15 protein-coding genes and 1 other RNA gene are annotated in these 14,858 nt (G+C 50.0%); 6 read left to right on the top strand and 10 right to left on the bottom strand.

Annotated elements, in window-relative coordinates; all coding sequences use genetic code 11:
* Positions 1-215: 215 nt before the first annotated feature.
* Positions 216-1,673, bottom strand: a complete 1,458-nt coding sequence (locus B4923_RS11715; protein WP_109054550.1) for an ApeA N-terminal domain 1-containing protein — start codon at positions 1,671-1,673, stop codon at positions 216-218.
* A 275-nt stretch (positions 1,674-1,948) separates the two neighbouring features.
* Positions 1,949-2,830: an integrase domain-containing protein gene (locus B4923_RS11710; protein ID WP_109054549.1), complete on the bottom strand. Its 882-nt coding sequence runs from the start codon at positions 2,828-2,830 to the stop codon at positions 1,949-1,951.
* 503 nt (positions 2,831-3,333) lie between these two features.
* Here B4923_RS11710 and B4923_RS21215 point away from each other — a divergent pair.
* The gene (locus B4923_RS21215; RefSeq protein WP_281261839.1) at positions 3,334-3,468 is read left to right on the top strand and encodes a hypothetical protein; all 135 of its coding nucleotides are present in this window, start codon (positions 3,334-3,336) and stop codon (positions 3,466-3,468) included.
* Between the two features lie 152 nt (positions 3,469-3,620).
* Here B4923_RS21215 and B4923_RS11705 read toward each other — a convergent pair whose 3' ends face one another.
* From B4923_RS11705 to smpB, 4 genes are all read right to left on the bottom strand, one after another.
* Complete coding sequence (locus B4923_RS11705) at positions 3,621-3,866, bottom strand: helix-turn-helix domain-containing protein (RefSeq protein ID WP_109054548.1); 246 nt, start codon at positions 3,864-3,866, stop codon at positions 3,621-3,623.
* Between the two features lie 235 nt (positions 3,867-4,101).
* The gene (locus B4923_RS11700) at positions 4,102-5,343 is read right to left on the bottom strand and encodes an integrase domain-containing protein (protein WP_109054547.1); all 1,242 of its coding nucleotides are present in this window, start codon (positions 5,341-5,343) and stop codon (positions 4,102-4,104) included.
* A gap of 180 nt (positions 5,344-5,523) precedes the next feature.
* Positions 5,524-5,887: a transfer-messenger RNA gene (ssrA, locus tag B4923_RS11695) on the bottom strand.
* A 49-nt stretch (positions 5,888-5,936) separates the two neighbouring features.
* Entirely contained in the window at positions 5,937-6,419 is a 483-nt protein-coding gene (smpB, locus tag B4923_RS11690) for an SsrA-binding protein SmpB (RefSeq protein ID WP_109054546.1), read from the bottom strand.
* 156 nt (positions 6,420-6,575) lie between these two features.
* On the opposite strand from smpB, the gene B4923_RS11685 reads away from it, so the two are divergent.
* Positions 6,576-7,010 (top strand): type II toxin-antitoxin system RatA family toxin, encoded by a 435-nt coding sequence (locus B4923_RS11685; protein ID WP_109054545.1) that lies wholly within the window; start codon positions 6,576-6,578, stop codon positions 7,008-7,010.
* A complete protein-coding gene (locus tag B4923_RS11680) occupies positions 7,003-7,287 on the top strand; it encodes an RnfH family protein (RefSeq protein ID WP_109054544.1) in 285 nt (94 codons plus the stop codon). The genes B4923_RS11685 and B4923_RS11680 overlap by 8 nt, the downstream gene beginning before the upstream one ends.
* Positions 7,288-7,405: 118 nt before the next feature.
* Here the strand turns inward: B4923_RS11680 and bamE are convergent, their stop codons facing one another.
* From bamE to nadK, 3 genes are all read right to left on the bottom strand, one after another.
* A complete protein-coding gene (bamE, locus tag B4923_RS11675; protein WP_109054543.1) occupies positions 7,406-7,744 on the bottom strand; it encodes an outer membrane protein assembly factor BamE in 339 nt (112 codons plus the stop codon).
* Positions 7,745-7,895: 151 nt separating this feature from the next.
* Positions 7,896-9,557, bottom strand: coding sequence for a DNA repair protein RecN (recN, locus tag B4923_RS11670; RefSeq protein WP_109054542.1), 1,662 nt, complete (start codon positions 9,555-9,557; stop codon positions 7,896-7,898).
* Positions 9,558-9,642: 85 nt separating this feature from the next.
* On the bottom strand, positions 9,643-10,521 hold the full coding sequence (gene nadK / locus B4923_RS11665; protein ID WP_109054541.1) for an NAD(+) kinase: 879 nt from the start codon (positions 10,519-10,521) through the stop codon (positions 9,643-9,645).
* A 245-nt stretch (positions 10,522-10,766) separates the two neighbouring features.
* Here nadK and grpE point away from each other — a divergent pair, with 245 nt between their 5' ends.
* From grpE to nudK, 3 genes are all read left to right on the top strand, one after another.
* The gene (gene grpE / locus B4923_RS11655) at positions 10,767-11,354 is read left to right on the top strand and encodes a nucleotide exchange factor GrpE (protein WP_109054540.1); all 588 of its coding nucleotides are present in this window, start codon (positions 10,767-10,769) and stop codon (positions 11,352-11,354) included.
* 236 nt (positions 11,355-11,590) lie between these two features.
* A complete protein-coding gene (locus tag B4923_RS11650) occupies positions 11,591-12,829 on the top strand; it encodes an Nramp family divalent metal transporter (RefSeq protein ID WP_109054539.1) in 1,239 nt (412 codons plus the stop codon).
* A 69-nt stretch (positions 12,830-12,898) separates the two neighbouring features.
* Positions 12,899-13,477, top strand: coding sequence for a GDP-mannose pyrophosphatase NudK (gene nudK / locus B4923_RS11645; protein WP_109054538.1), 579 nt, complete (start codon positions 12,899-12,901; stop codon positions 13,475-13,477).
* A gap of 79 nt (positions 13,478-13,556) precedes the next feature.
* On the opposite strand, the gene B4923_RS11640 is transcribed toward nudK, so the two are convergent.
* Positions 13,557-14,654 (bottom strand): glycerol dehydrogenase, encoded by a 1,098-nt coding sequence (locus tag B4923_RS11640; protein WP_109054537.1) that lies wholly within the window; start codon positions 14,652-14,654, stop codon positions 13,557-13,559.
* Positions 14,655-14,858: the final 204 nt, after the last annotated feature.

Below are 14,858 nucleotides of genomic sequence, written 5' to 3'. Positions count from 1 at the left end.
TTAGATGGGATATTTATAAATATTATTTTGATGAGAGGACCTAAATATGGGCCTAAAAAATTTTTTTGGTAATGTTTGTGCAGTGAAGCCAAGAGTGCTCGGGGTAAATGCTCCCTTATGGGAGCACGAAGATCTATATGTGAAGTGTGCAGGAGACTAATTGCTCTGCATTTTGTAGGATAGATAATAACTTTAATTCTTACTATAAATTAATTTTAATCTTTTAAAGTGATTTTTAAACGCTCTAGTTCATTTTTATACTCATGAATAAATCTGGTAAAACTATGACCAAAACCGAAATGTCCTTTCACCCATTCTTCTGCCTGCCAACCGCATTCGATCAGATCTGATGCGGCAAAAGTAAATTCTAAAGCATCAGTCAAAAAAGGTATTGCTGGTTCAAGTTTGTTGAATCTTATACCATCAGATCCATGGACAAAATAATTTCTTACTTTTATCGCTATTTTTATGACCAAATCTAAATCTGGTAATATTGCTCCTATTTTATGAGAAACTATTCTCTCTCTGCATAACGCCTTACTAGTTAACGATGGCTTATTGATTCGTCCTAATGCACCTAAAATGCTATCTCTTTCTGGAGATGAAGGAAGGTTTTTGAAAATTTCTCGGCATTTTACCTTTGCTAATTCTAATTCATGAGGAATTGTTTTCTTAACAGGGAACGTCTCATCTGGAAGGATGTCGAACATATTTGCAGCTGCTACAATTCTATCTATACTGTAACTATTTCCTTTATTTAAACATAAGTTATATCTTATTCTTGCTGCTTTTCTTTTTTCATCAATGTTGAACCAATTTCGTGTAACAGTTTTAAACTCATCTTGACGAGATATAGGGTTGATAGGTATATCTGCAGGATGAGGAGGGTTTTCTTTAGTAGGGTTTATATCAGGGGTGTTTGAGAAAAATAAATCTAAATCTTCGCTTTTATATATGTCATTCGAAGTGTGTATTTTTATATTTTTAACATCTTGCTCTCTTCCAGCTATAAGGTTGAAATACCTATTCAAGGAATAAAAATTTGACAAGCACTCGCTGAAATCTAACGGAGATGGAAACTCTAGTGATATGCGTATTGTGTTTTCTAGAAATTTTCCGTTCGACCCTGAGCCAAAAAAAACAGGATTGTTTGTTAGTTCAATTACTCCAATGGTAGTATCAATTTTTATAATTTCAAATTTACCAGTGAAGTAAAAAAATTCAGGATGGTCATGAAGTTTTATATTTATTTTTGAAGATTTGTTTATAAGGTCAACGAATTCTCTTGAATCAATTATGTGACCAAAGCTTTTAGTGTTATGGAGTATTTTTTCTATATCTTGTGTCGTGAATGATATGGATGATATGTTCTTGTCTTTTGGATTTAAATATTTATTTCCTATGGTGACAAAATTAGGGAGTATGCTAACTTGATTGGTTTTTACACCCTGGTTGTTAGTATTGGAACTACTACTGGTCGTAATGCATTTTAAACAAGTCGATTTTTTATTATGGCTTAAAATTCCATTTATTGTTTCTAGCTCTTCGCTGATTGTTTCCCTACCTAAAGCCAGGGTCAATAATGTGTTCTCTCCATCGATTGAAAGTTTACCAAATGAGGTTTTTTTATTGTCAATAAAAAATTCACCTAGAAATTCATTCTCTTTATCCATGGATTCCCTCTATTCTTTTATACAATATTACATATGTAATATGGATGTTATGCTAAGTCGTTTTCATGATACCACTACACACTTTAACTAATCTGATTTTTTGCATTTCAAATGCTGTATAGCAAAACTATTTTAGAATGTTGTTAGTAAATAGTTACATCATGTTAGTAAATGATCTGTTGCTTTGAGGATTTATTTAGAATAAACAATTATTGGAATCCTCTAAAGAGGAAGTGACAGATATTGCTGATACATATCGTTAACAGTCCTGATTATTATCGAGCTATTCCCTTGCCATAAACCCGTTCCACATACCGCCTACGCCCATCCCCATGTCCTAAATCCATCGACACCAGCGCGTAGGCTTCCCGGCTGCTGAACCCCTTCTGCTGGTAGTAGCACATGGCATCTTGCGCCCATGCGTAACGCAGGCTGTGTGGGGAGTATTGCCCCTTTAGTCCTGCCAGAGCAGTTTGCGAGCGCCAGCGGTTAATGGCGCTTTTCAGATCCGGTTTATCAATCAGCCGACCGTTGCGAGTAGCGGCTATCGCCAGCGCCTGATTCACTGTCTGCGTTAACGCTTCCCGCTCCAGAACCCGCGTTTGCCGGGGCCGTCCGCCTTTGGTGCCGAATACCACCGTCAGTTGTTCGTCGCCTCGCTCCAATGCCGCGGCCCACGTCTTGAGCGATTGCGAACACTGCACCGCTTCTTGTGAGCGCAGGCCCATCATTCGAGCCAGTTGCAACGTCAGCGCGAGTCCGGCGTCTTTCTGTTGCAGGTTTGCCAGCGCTGCCTGATAGCGCTCCGGCGTAATCGCCTTTCGCGTACCGTCCCGGCTGGCGCCGCCCAGCCCTAACGTCTTGTTGCTCAGCCGTTCTGCATCCGCCAGCTTGCTCCGTCCGGCAGCTCGTAGAATGACACGCACTGCCGCCATTTCATTATGCAGCGTGCGCAAAGTAATTCCCTGTTCTAACCGTTCGGCGATATAGCATTCGATATGTTTTGCTTTCAGATGCTGCACCGTGCGGATCTGAATATTCAAAGATAGCAGATGACTGGCAAGCCGCTCTGCAATTTTTAGTCGGTCATGCACCGTCTTATGGCTGCCGCCGGCCTGTCGGGCCAGCGTAAGCATTTCCCAGTTTAATCGTGACATATGCTATCCCCCATCCTCAATAACCTCTGTTCTCCGGCGCACGGCGATTTACGACACGGATTTGCCGTGCCGCACTGAACAATACCTGCGCGCCGGAGCGGCAGCGGTTGAGGTATGGCGGGGATATCGGTTATGCACTCGGTGCAGCCGCCTGCATCAGCAGGGTGATCCCCTCAGGCTAAAAGCCTGTCTCAGGTATTGGTTCAGTTCTCCTCTGATAAGTGGGTTGATGAGAATTGGCGCAGAATATGTGCGTCAGATGACAGGTCGCGCCGGAAAGCGCTGTGGCGCAAGGGCTGGCGCAGAGATCGTTCGCGGCGTCACTTGCAACGGCTTTGCGCCGTGTGAAGTGACGCCGCTGCCTCATGGATGCGTTCGCTGAGGCAGCAAAAGGCCGCAGACGGTTGCGCCAGCTATAAGGTTGTTGTACGCATCAGTGCGTATGCGAAAAGCCGTTGCTTCACGAAGAACAAACGGGATGCAGCCCTAAGGCGTTGGGATAAGTGAGCTACCATCGCCGCAGCGATCACCCGCAAAACGGTAGCGGGGCGGGTTGGGAGCCGACCACACAGGCTGGTCCTGCGCGTTGCCTTGAAGGTCGTGGCAACATGGGAGTGCTGCTTGCAGCAGCGGTATAGCACTGACAATTTACTGCGCCAAAATCCGTATATCAAGCGGCTAACGCGCTGCGCTTGTTGGCTCCTTACTGGATTTCTATTCCATAGAAATCCAGTAAGGAGCGTCTAAATCCACCAACAGGATGAAAAAAAATTTTGTAAATTTTTAGTGGCTAATCCGAAGTTCTATCTCGGTACTGTTGATGCTGTCCGCTGTTATAACGCGAAGGCCAGATCTCTTCGGGGCGTTTATGCAAGGCTTCGGCGATTAAGCGTTCTCCTTTAGGCCAATGGCGCGTCAGTGTATTTGCCAAAGTGGAAGAGGCGAGTCCCGCGTCTCTGGAAACCGCAGCCAGCGTTGTGCCTTTCTTTCTTAAACCAGCAATGATATCTGCCGGATGCCAGTCTTGTTCAATCATACGAAGTCACCTAGGTTGATGCCCGTCAGAGGCGATGAAATCGTTTGTTCTGACTAAGGCATATTTTTAATTTCTTCCTTTTTAGCATCCGTTAAGTGACTTTATCTTAAGAGTTACTAAAGACGTGGGGTTGAGGATTTGTCCATTGACGATGAGCGAAAAATAATGCGTCTCCCGCCTCACACCATCACTTGTTTATGGTGTGAGGCGGGAGAGAAAACATGGCTTCATACAATCACCCGAGCGCCTTAAGTCCCCGGATCCCGCCTTCCAGCACGCTGCCGTTGTCCGCCGCTTTCACAAAGTCGGCCCACCATTGCATCATGGGGCGACGTTGTTCCAGATAGTCGCTGCGGTTATAGGCCCGGCGTACTTCATTTTTATCTACGTGGGCGAGGGCGGCTTCGATGACATCGGGTGGAAAGCCTTGTTCATTAAGCGCGGTGCTGGCGATGGAGCGCATGCCGTGGGATACCAGAATGCCGCCTAATCCGGCGCGTTTGAGCGCGGCGTTGACCGTCTGGCTATTCATTGGCTGTAACGGCTTAATGCGGCTGGGGAAAACATATTCCCGGTGGCTGCTTAAAGGTCTCATAAGTTCCAGAATCGCCAACGCCTGTTCTGACAGCGGAACGATATGTACCCGCTTCATTTTCATGCGTTCAGCCGGAATGCGCCATTCTTTAGCGTCCAGATCGATCTCTTGCCAGCGCGTCTCAGCGGCTTCGACAGGGCGGGTGAGGGTGAGAAGTTGCCACATAAACAGACAGCGGGTCGGCAACTCGATATTTGCCAGCCGCATCGTTTGCATCAGTTGCGGCAGTTGATCCGGGCGGATGCTGGGCATGTGCTTTTTCTGCGGTTTCTCGAATGCCTTGCTGATATTGACGCTGGGCGCTGCATCGATCAGACCAACGTTCATGGCATAGATCATCACCTCGTTAATCCGCTGGCATAAGCGCCTTACCGTTTCCAGCGCGCCTCTGGCCTGTACAGGCTGGATTGCCTGTACCAGCGTGCGCGCTTTGATATCCGTAATGCTGATATCGCCGATGGCGGGAAAGATATCCTTTTCGAGGGAGCGCCGGATATCGGAGGCATAGTCGGCGGTGACGCTGCTCTTTTTTAACTGTAGCCAGCGTTCGGCAACGACCTTAAAGGTGTTGGATTGGATTTCCAGCGCTTGCTTGCGCAATGAAAGCTGGTGTTCATAAGGGTCAATATCTTTTACCAGCAGGGCGCGGGCCGCTGTACGGCGTTGCCGTGCGTCGGCCAGAGTAACTTCGGGATAAGGGCCAAAAGTCAGTTTTGCGCGTTTTTTGGTTAAAGGCCGGTAGTAGCGCATCTGCCAGACTTTTCTGCCGCTGCTTTTGATTAGCAGTTGCAGACCGTCGCCGTCATGCAGTGTGTAATCCGCCTCCTGTGGTTTGGCGGCTTTGATCTCCGTATCGGTGAGGGGTTTTGTTAACCGTGCCATAGGTACCTCCATCATTTAGGTACCCGCTGGATGGGTACCTGCCTTTCGGGTACCTAAGAAGGTACCTAAAAGTTGTGGAAGCCACAAGATCGCCACAGCAATCAGCAGACGTAAAAAAGCCCGCAGGGCTTGTGCCATGCGGGCTTAGTGGACTTCTTTAGCGTTCTATAGAACAAAATTTGGTGGAGCTGGGGGGATTTGAACCCCCGTCCGGAATTACTCTACCGTTGGTACTACATGCTTAGTCTAATCTTTACATTCGCCTGCCAGCTGCGGATAGACACGCCACTAACAAACTAGCCTGATTGGATTTAACGCTTCAACCCCAGGCAGGGCATCCACGCGATCTCTTTTAGGTTTGACCTCTCTTGATCCCCGTCCTAAGAGCGGAGGCTAGGGAGAGAGGGCTCAAAGCAGGTTATTAAGCTGCTAAAGCGTAGTTTTCGTCGTTTGCGACTATTTTTTTGCGGCTTTTTACGAGGCCAACCGCCCCTCGGCATGCACCTAGGGCTTTGCAAATCCCGTCGAATCCAGAATCAGCCCCAAGGAACTTTCGTTAGTATACCAGAACTTACCTTTGCTAAGCCAGCGGCTTAGCGGTTTGCGTTCTTCATGATACGCGCTTTGTCTAATTTCCATTCACGTTCTTTGATGTCATCACGTTTATCGTGATCTTTCTTACCTTTCGCCACGCCGATTTTGACTTTGCTCCAGGCATTTTTCCAGTACATGGATAAGGCGACGACGGTATAGCCTTCACGGCTGACTCGCCCGAACAGCGAATCTAATTCTCGCTTGTTGAGTAATAGTTTACGTGTACGCGTAGGGTCACAAACAACATGCGAAGATGCAACGTTAAGCGGTGTGATAGTGGCGCCGAACAGGTACGCTTCACCGTCTCTGAATGTTACATAGCTGTCGCTGATATTGGCTTTGCCCGCACGCAGTGATTTTACTTCCCAACCTTGCAACGAAAGACCGGCCTCAAATTCCTCTTCAATGAAGTATTCGTGGCGGGCACGCTTGTTTTGCGCAATGGTAGCGGAACCGGGTTTGTACGCTTTTTTCTTTGTCATAGTGCCGTCATTATACTGGATGTAAAAGGGAATGAAATCCCCGCCGTGTGTCTGGGTCATTGTTGATGATATTGTGCGATAGTGCGCGCAGAATTTTTATCTGTTGGCTTATCAGTGCTATTATTTTGCGCGTTTTATGGAATCACGGAAAATGGTATGCCAAAAATAAGTCGTTCAGCTCTGGTGCCGTTCAGCGCTGAGCAGATGTATCAATTGGTCAATGATGTTTCTTCTTACCCTGCCTTTCTGCCGGGATGTACGGGCAGCCGGATTATTTCATCGACGCCTGATGAAATGACGGCGGCGGTAGATGTGGCCAAAGCGGGTATCAGTAAGACATTCACTACGCGTAATACGCTGACCAATAATCAAAATATCAATATGCAGTTGGTTGATGGCCCTTTCCGCCAACTCAGTGGCGACTGGCATTTTACGCCGTTGAGTCCGGATGCCTGTAAAGTGGAACTGCATCTTGATTTCGAATTCACCAATGTTCTGATTGAACTCGCTTTTGGCAAGGTTTTCAAGGAACTGGCGGGAAATATGGTGCAGGCATTCACGCAGCGCGCCAAAGAGGTTTACAGTGCCTGATATTCGTGTGGATGTGGTGTACGCATTACCGGAGCGACAGTATCTGCGTACGCTTACTCTGGCGGAGGGCAGCACGGTGGAACAGGCTATTGTCGCATCGGGTCTGCTTGAATTGCGAAGAGATATTGATTTGCAGACCAATAAGGTCGGCATATACAGCCGGACCGCAAAACTTGCCGATGTGCTGAGTGATGGCGATCGGGTTGAGATCTACCGTCCCTTGATTGCCGATCCCAAAGAGTTACGTCGTCAGCGTGCCGAGCGCTCAAAAAAATAAGGCACGGCGTGCCTTATTTTTTTGTCACCACTTAATCCAGCAGTAAAATTCTTTCTTGCTCGCCCGGGATATTTCACCCTGTCAGCGTGATGTTACCTTCAACAAAACCGTGACTGAATTAGTTCAGCGTCGGTTTGTTATCAATATTGGTCAGTACACCGTCGGCACTGAAGGTCAGCGTCAACGTTTGCTGTGTTACGGATTCATGGCCAGGCTGCTGGCGGAATACGTAAAACCAGGTATCGCTGCCAAACGGATCCTGCATCATGGGCGTACCCAGCGTATAAGCGACCTGTTGCTTGGTCATTCCGGTATGAATTTTGGCGACGTCACCCGGTGCCAGATAGTTTCCCTGATTGATGTCCGGCCGATAGACCACTTTTTCTAACGTGGAACAACCGGCAGTCAGCATAACAACAACCACCGCGGCGACGACAGTCAGCGTTTTACAGCGCATAGTGATTACATTCCTTAAGGGCATAGGTTGCCGATGATAATAGACCTTGCCTGACTTGAAAACCGGCAAGACCCCAGTATGACCTCAAGAAGGCAAAAAAGTTGAGCTTTTTTACGGTCGTTTGCGTTTCAAACCATTGGCTCCGTCTGTCTTATGCCGCCAGCAACTCTTTGGCGTTTGCCAGCGTATTTTTGGTTACGGCGCTGCCGCCGAGTAAACGAGCGAGTTCCTGTAGCCGTGCGCGTTTGTCCAGCGGCTGCATCAGCGTTTCGGTTTCTGCGCCGTCGGTTTGCTTGCTGACAAAGAAATGTTGATGACCACAACCTGCGACCTGTGGCAGGTGAGTGACGCACATGACCTGCGTCGATTCCCCCAGTTGGCGCAGCATTTTGCCCACAATCGCCGCCGTCGGGCCGCTGATACCCACATCCACTTCATCAAAAATCAACGCCGGCGTATCCATTTTACGTGCGGTGATGACCTGAATAATCAGTGCAATACGTGACAGCTCCCCGCCAGATGCCACTTTTGACAGTGGTTGATGTGGTTGACCGGGGTTGGTTGTGACACAAAATTCAATGCTGTCGGCACCGCTGGCGGTCAGGTATTCGGGCGTAAATTTCACCTGAATGTTGAAGTGACCATGTGGCATGGCCAGCTCATGCATATTGGCAGTGATAAGCTGGGCTAATTCACTGGCGTGATGCTGTCGACGAACATGCAATTGTTCCGCGACGTGCAGCGCCTGCTGGTGGTAGGCGCTGACCGTTGCGCTGAGCGTTTCGTGGTCGCTTTCCTGCTGTTCCAGCAAGCGTTGCTCTTCCAGTAGTTGCTGATAATAAGCGGGTAAGGCTTCTGGCGCGATATGATGCTTACGGGCCAGCGTCATCTGGCGAGATAGCCGTTGCTCAAGTTCGTATAGCCGGATGGGATCGAGATCCATTTGATCGCCGTAGTGACGCAGTTCATCACTGGCCTCACTAATTTGAATACCGGCTTCTTCCAGCATGCTGAGCACGCCAGACAGCTTTTCATCCATACTGATCAACTCACCGAGCTGATGTTTAACGCTGTGCAGCATGCTGAGTATGTTCTGTTCTTCATTTTCGCTGAGCAATTGCAATGTTTGTTGACTCAAAGCCAGCAGCTGACCGCTGTTCGCCAGCCGTTTGTATTCGGCATCGATTTGCTCGTATTCACCGGACTGGGGGGCGAATTCATTCAGTTCTTTCAATTGATATTGCAGAAGTTCGCGGCGTGCTTCCCGTTCGATAGCCGCCTGCTGCAATTGCGCCAGTTCACGGCAGCTTTGATGCCATTGCTGCCAGATTTGCTGCATCGCCCCAAGTAGTTTGGGTTCGTCCGCATACGCATCCAGCAGATATTTTTGATGTTCTGGTTTGAGCAGTAGCTGGTGGGCGTGCTGACCGTGAAGCTGAATCAGCAATTGGCCGAGCTCACGCAGCTGCGACAAGGGCACGGCGGTTCCATTGATAAAACCGCGCGAACGACCGTCTGCGCCAATCACCCGGCGCAGCAGGCATTCATTGCTGTCATCCAACTGATTTTCTTCAAGCCATCGGTGTGCGATGGGGGTATCGACCAGAGAAAAGCGGGCGCAAATATCGGCGCGGGTAGCGCCCGGCCTGACCATGCTGGCGTCGGAGCGATTTCCCAGGCAAAGGCCGAGGGCGTCAATGGCAATGGATTTCCCGGCGCCGGTTTCGCCGGTAATCACGCTCATTCCTGCCTGAAAATCAATTTCTAACTCGCGCACGATGGCGAAGTTACTGATAGTGAGTTGCGCCAGCATGATAGTTTTCCTGTATGTAAAAACAAGGTGTGATTTCATACAGTATAAACTGGTTTTATATACAGTAAAGTGGCTGGCGAAAATTTTAGAATAATTTTTTCGACCAGCCGAGTTTTGTGCTTAACGTATTGAAATAACTGTAATCTTTCGGGTGGATCAAATTAAGGTAATGTTCGCTGCGACGGATGAAAACTTCTTCCCCTTCCTGTACCGGCAGTGAGATTTGGCTGTCGCAGCTGATTTCCAGATCGTTGGTGATATGGGAAAACTTCAACCGAATCGTGCTGCTGCTGTTGATAACCAGCGGACGCGCCGAGAGCGTGTGGGGGAACATCGGCACCAGCGCAATGGCATCAAGCGAAGGGGTGAGGATCGGGCCACCGCCGGAGAGCGAATAAGCGGTAGAGCCCGTGGGCGTGGAGATGATCAAGCCGTCCGAACGCTGTGAAAAGGCAAACTTGTCGTCAATATAGACTTCAAATTCGATCATGTGCGCGACTTTTCCGGGGTGGAGTACCACTTCGTTGATGGCGGTGCTGATGCTGTTTGGCTGTTCGGCGCGGCAAATATGCGCTTCCAGCATAAAACGTCGCTCGCTCAGATAATGGCCGTCGAGCACTTCCGAAAGCTGTTGCTGGGCATGATCCGGATCCAGGTCGGTTAGAAAACCGAGGTTGCCGCGGTTAACGCCAATGACGTTGATATCGTAGCGGGACAGGACGCGTGCGGCACCGAGCATATTGCCATCGCCGCCGACCACCACGGCCAGATCGGCCGACTGCCCGATATCGGCCAGGCTGCCGGTCGGCGCGTCTTGCAGATTCAGTTCGCGGGCAATCTGCTGTTCAATAAGCACCGAATAACCTTTGTCGCTCAGCCAATGATAAAGCATCTCATGGGTGGCCAGCGCGGTAGGGTGTCGCGGATGGCCGACGATACCAATACAATTAAATGGTTTATTCATTGCTGTCATTGTCCTCAGCGTGGTGTGCCGACGTTCTGCAAAACCAATATACCCGTCATCTTTTTTCAGGTTGCAGGCGCGCTGGCTGCGCTCACTACCCGGCCATCCGTGGGCCTTGCCCCTTCGGCTGCCGCCGTCCTGCAACTTGAAATCTATTGGGTATATGTGACTGGTTCCCTTGAAACCCCGGTTTTGATCCCCATAATAGCAACTAGCGAGATTAATGCTAAACCGCGGAGAATTTCATGAGTAGTAAAGAACAGAACACGCCTGACGAGCAAGTCTTGGATCAAATGGATGCAGCAAAAGGGCGTCAATCGGAAGCCGTACCAGAGACGACAGACGTAGCTGACCCGCGTGATGAGCGCATTGCCGAACTGGAAGCGCAACTGAGTGAATTGCAGCAGCGCGAACGCGATAGTGTACTGCGTGCCCGCGCTGAAGCCGATAATATTCGCCGTCGTGCGGAGATCGATGTTGAGAAGGCGCATAAATTTGCGGTGGAGAAATTCGCCAGCGAAATGTTGCCGGTGATCGATAATCTTGAGCGCGCATTGGATATGGCGGACAAATCCAATGAAGCGTTGGCGTCAATGATTGAAGGTGTTGAACTGACGCTGAAATCCCTGTTGGATGCCGTGCACAAGTTTGGCATTGAAGTGGTCAGCGAGGTGAACGTGCCGTTTAATCCGGAAGTGCATCAGGCGATGACCATGCTGGAGTCCGCCGATCATCAGCCTAACTATGTGATGATGGTGATGCAGAAAGGCTATACGTTGAATGGTCGTCTGCTGCGCCCGGCGATGGTGGCCGTTTCCAAGGCGAAAGAATAACCCTGTTCGCCCGCTTCGTTCGTTGACTCAGCCGTCAGCGTCAACCCCATGCTCAGGCGTGGGGTTTTTTGTTTATATTTTGTTGGTTTTTATTTGTTAAAAAGATGTTTTTATCCACGTGGTAAATCATCATCTCTGGCTATTGGAAGAATTGGTATTGCCGCTCTGGATGCACTTGATAATCATTATCATTTATGTGAGAGTTGATAAAACAGCAGGGTTAGAAGGGGCATACTATGCCGGATAGCCGTACCGTCGGGTCAGTCAGCCGTACATCAAGGAAGATCAAACTTTCTTTGATGGGGCCCGCGTTTATTGCGGCGATCGGGTACATTGACCCGGGTAATTTCGCGACCAATATCCAGTCGGGCGCGGCCTATGGCTATACGCTGCTGTGGGTGGTGGTTTGGGCCAATATCATGGCCATGCTGATCCAACTGCTGTCTGCCAAACTCGGGATCGCGACCGGTAGCAATCTGGCCGAGCTGATCCGCGAGCGTTTTCCCCGACCTGCCGTTTGGGCTTATTGGGTTCAGGCCGAAATTATTGCCATGGCAACCGATCTGGCGGAGTTTATCGGCGCGGCGATCGGTTTCAAACTGCTGTTGGGGGTATCGCTGCTTGAAGGGGCGACCCTGACGGCCATTGCGACTTTCCTGATTTTAACGTTGCAAAAGCGCGGACAAAAACCGCTGGAGATGGTGATCGGCGGGCTGCTGCTGTTTGTCGCCGCGGCTTACATTGTCGAGCTGGTGTTCTCTCGCCCTGAACTGTCAGCCCTGACAAAAGGGATGGTGATTCCCAGTCTGCCGACCTCTGATGCCGTGCTACTGGCTGCCGGTGTGCTGGGGGCGACGATCATGCCTCACGTGATATACCTGCATTCTTCTCTGACGCAGCATGAGGGCAGACATACCCGTGCGGAACGTTATTCCGCCACCAAAGTCGATGTCGCCATCGCCATGACTATCGCCGGTTTTGTGAATCTGGCGATGATGGCGACAGCGGCGGCGGCGTTCCATTTCAGCGGTAATCAGGATATCGCCGATCTCGATCGGGCTTATCTGACGCTGGAACCTTTGTTAGGACAAGCGGCGGCAACTATTTTCGGGCTGAGTCTGGTCGTGGCCGGGCTGTCTTCAACCGTTGTCGGCACGCTGGCCGGACAGGTGGTCATGCAGGGGTTCGTGCGCTTTCATATTCCGCTGTGGGTACGGCGAACGGTCACGATGCTGCCGTCGTTTATCGTTATTCTCTCCGGTATGGAACCGACCCGCGTACTGGTCCTGAGTCAGGTGGTGCTGAGTTTCGGTATTGCGCTGGCGCTGGTTCCTCTGCTGTCCTTTACCGGCAACAAGGCGTTGATGGGAGATATGGTGAATAGCCGTCTGGTACAGAACACGGGTAAAGCGATCGTCTTCATCGTTGTTTCACTCAATCTTTATCTGCTCATCAGCACTGCTCTGGGGTGGTGAAGGCTCGTGCATTCCGGCATGCGTCGTCTTATTATCAGGCACTGATTCTTTCTTTAATGGGGTTCAGTTATGTCGTCGCCGATTACTATCATTGAAAAGAAGCTACTGTCTGACCATTGGTTTCTTCTTAATAAATATGTATTTGATTTAAAAAGAAAGAATGGCGGCGTGGTTCGTCAGATCCGTGAGGTGTACGACCGGGGCGATGGCGCGACTATTCTGCTGTATAACCGTGAGAAAGGCACGGTGGTGCTGACGCGCCAGTTCCGGATTCCCACCTATGTCAACGGTAATGAAAGCGGCATGTTGCTGGAAGCCTGCGCCGGATTGCTGGACGATCACTCGCCGGAAGAGTGTATCCGTAATGAAGCGATCGAAGAGACCGGCTATGCGATCGGCAAGGTCGAAAAGTTGTTCGATGCCTATATGTCACCCGGTGGCATCACCGAACGGCTGCACTTCTTCGCGGCGGAGTATGACGAATCTTTGCGGGATAATGCGGGTGGCGGTGTGGACGACGAAGATATTGAAGTGCTGGAACTGCCGTTTACGCAGGCAATGGAAATGATCAGCGATGGCCGGATTAAAGACGCTAAGACCATTATGCTATTACAGCATGCGCAGATTCAGGGATGGTTTGCGAAGTAACGGACCCCGACGTGGACGGCTTCTCGTTCAATGTCTCCCGGCTTGACCGGGAGACATGACGTATTAACGGACGATGTTGTTAATCGATCGTTTTACTGAAAGCATCGACGGCGATAATGGCGTGGGCAACATCCTCTGCGGTTATCGCGCTGTCCAGATTTTTCAGCGTGTCTTCCTGACTGCACGCGAGTTCGCCAACCTTGACCAAATTTTCAAAAGGTTCATTTTCCAGATGCAGATCTTTCAGCAAGGTTGGCATCTTGATCGCCCGATAGAAACGGATATAGCGGGCAATCTCTTCATCGGCGCGTTTCTCCAGTACCATGTGGGTGAGCGTGCCGTATGCGACTTTTTCCCCGTGAGTGAGGTGATGTATATCGCCTTTTATGGCGGTAAAACCGTTGTGGATCGCATGGGCTCCGGCCAGACCGCCATTCTCGAAACCTAATCCGGAAAGCAGCGTATTCGCTTCAACCACGGATTCCACCGCCGGTGTCACGACACCTTTTTCTACCGCTTTATAGGCGCTATAACCATAGGCCAGCAGGGTTTTCTCACAAACTTCGGCAATCGCCATCCCCGCCAGTGTGGGTTTGCCGCCCAGCATGGAGAGTGAATGAGAGCGCAGTACGGCCTGTGCCTCGATAAAGGTTGCCAGGCCGTCTGCGATACCGGATGCGAACAGGCGTGCGGGAGCCTGAGCACACACGGCGGTGTCGACCAGAACCAGATCGGGGTTTTTGTCGTAAAAACGATAAGATTCAAAGACGCCGTCATCGGTATAAATCACCGACAGGGCGCTGCATGGCGCATCTGTTGACGCGACGGTGGGTACAATCGCTACATTGCATTTCAACTCGTCCGCGATGGCTTTTGCGGTATCCAGGGTTTTGCCGCCGCCCAGTCCGACGATGATATCGGTGCCGGCGTGACGAGCCAGCGCCGCAAGGCGGGTGATCTCATTGCCGGAGGCTTCGCCGTTAAAACGCTCGTAGTGGTGGCTGATGCCCGCCTGCTTTAAGGCGGTTTCCACGCGTTGGCCGATGATGTCCCAAACGGTGCTGTCTGCCATGAGAAACGCTTTGGTTCCTAACGGCTTGAGTTGTTCGCCCAGTTCATCAAGTACGCCGCGGCCCTGAACGTATTTTCTTGGTGAAGAGAAAATGAAGTGGCTCATACTATCTACCTCGATGATGTGTTGGTGAATGATAATGTTGCAAAGCATGGAAGACGGCTACGGTCATGGCGTGCCGTGAACCGCTCTCCCGGTGTCGATAGCTCACAGTGCAAAAGAAAAAAGAAGAATGGCCTTTCGGGGCGATGCAGTGATAACGCAGCAGGTCCGGCATGACGAAAACGCATAATCTCGGAGGGGGGATCT

Origin of the sequence: Brenneria roseae subsp. americana (assembly GCF_003115815.1) — a bacterium.
Lineage (GTDB): Bacteria > Pseudomonadota > Gammaproteobacteria > Enterobacterales > Enterobacteriaceae > Brenneria > Brenneria roseae.
Note: the sequence above shows the minus strand (reverse complement) of the source record. Positions and strands in the feature narration are given on the sequence as shown.

Coding starts and splice junctions, on each gene's coding strand:
- B4923_RS11685 (WP_109054545.1), top strand. CDS start 6,576: ATGCCAAAAATAAGTCGTTCAGCTCTGGTGCCGTTCAGCGCTGAGCAG.
- grpE (WP_109054540.1), top strand. CDS start 10,767: ATGAGTAGTAAAGAACAGAACACGCCTGACGAGCAAGTCTTGGATCAA.
- B4923_RS11640 (WP_109054537.1), bottom strand. CDS start 14,654: ATGAGCCACTTCATTTTCTCTTCACCAAGAAAATACGTTCAGGGCCGC.
- B4923_RS11705 (WP_109054548.1), bottom strand. CDS start 3,866: ATGATTGAACAAGACTGGCATCCGGCAGATATCATTGCTGGTTTAAGA.
- B4923_RS11710 (WP_109054549.1), bottom strand. CDS start 2,830: ATGTCACGATTAAACTGGGAAATGCTTACGCTGGCCCGACAGGCCGGC.
- nudK (WP_109054538.1), top strand. CDS start 12,899: ATGTCGTCGCCGATTACTATCATTGAAAAGAAGCTACTGTCTGACCAT.
- smpB (WP_109054546.1), bottom strand. CDS start 6,419: ATGACAAAGAAAAAAGCGTACAAACCCGGTTCCGCTACCATTGCGCAA.
- recN (WP_109054542.1), bottom strand. CDS start 9,557: ATGCTGGCGCAACTCACTATCAGTAACTTCGCCATCGTGCGCGAGTTA.
- nadK (WP_109054541.1), bottom strand. CDS start 10,521: ATGAATAAACCATTTAATTGTATTGGTATCGTCGGCCATCCGCGACAC.
- B4923_RS11715 (WP_109054550.1), bottom strand. CDS start 1,673: ATGGATAAAGAGAATGAATTTCTAGGTGAATTTTTTATTGACAATAAA.
- B4923_RS11700 (WP_109054547.1), bottom strand. CDS start 5,343: ATGGCACGGTTAACAAAACCCCTCACCGATACGGAGATCAAAGCCGCC.
- bamE (WP_109054543.1), bottom strand. CDS start 7,744: ATGCGCTGTAAAACGCTGACTGTCGTCGCCGCGGTGGTTGTTGTTATG.
- B4923_RS11650 (WP_109054539.1), top strand. CDS start 11,591: ATGCCGGATAGCCGTACCGTCGGGTCAGTCAGCCGTACATCAAGGAAG.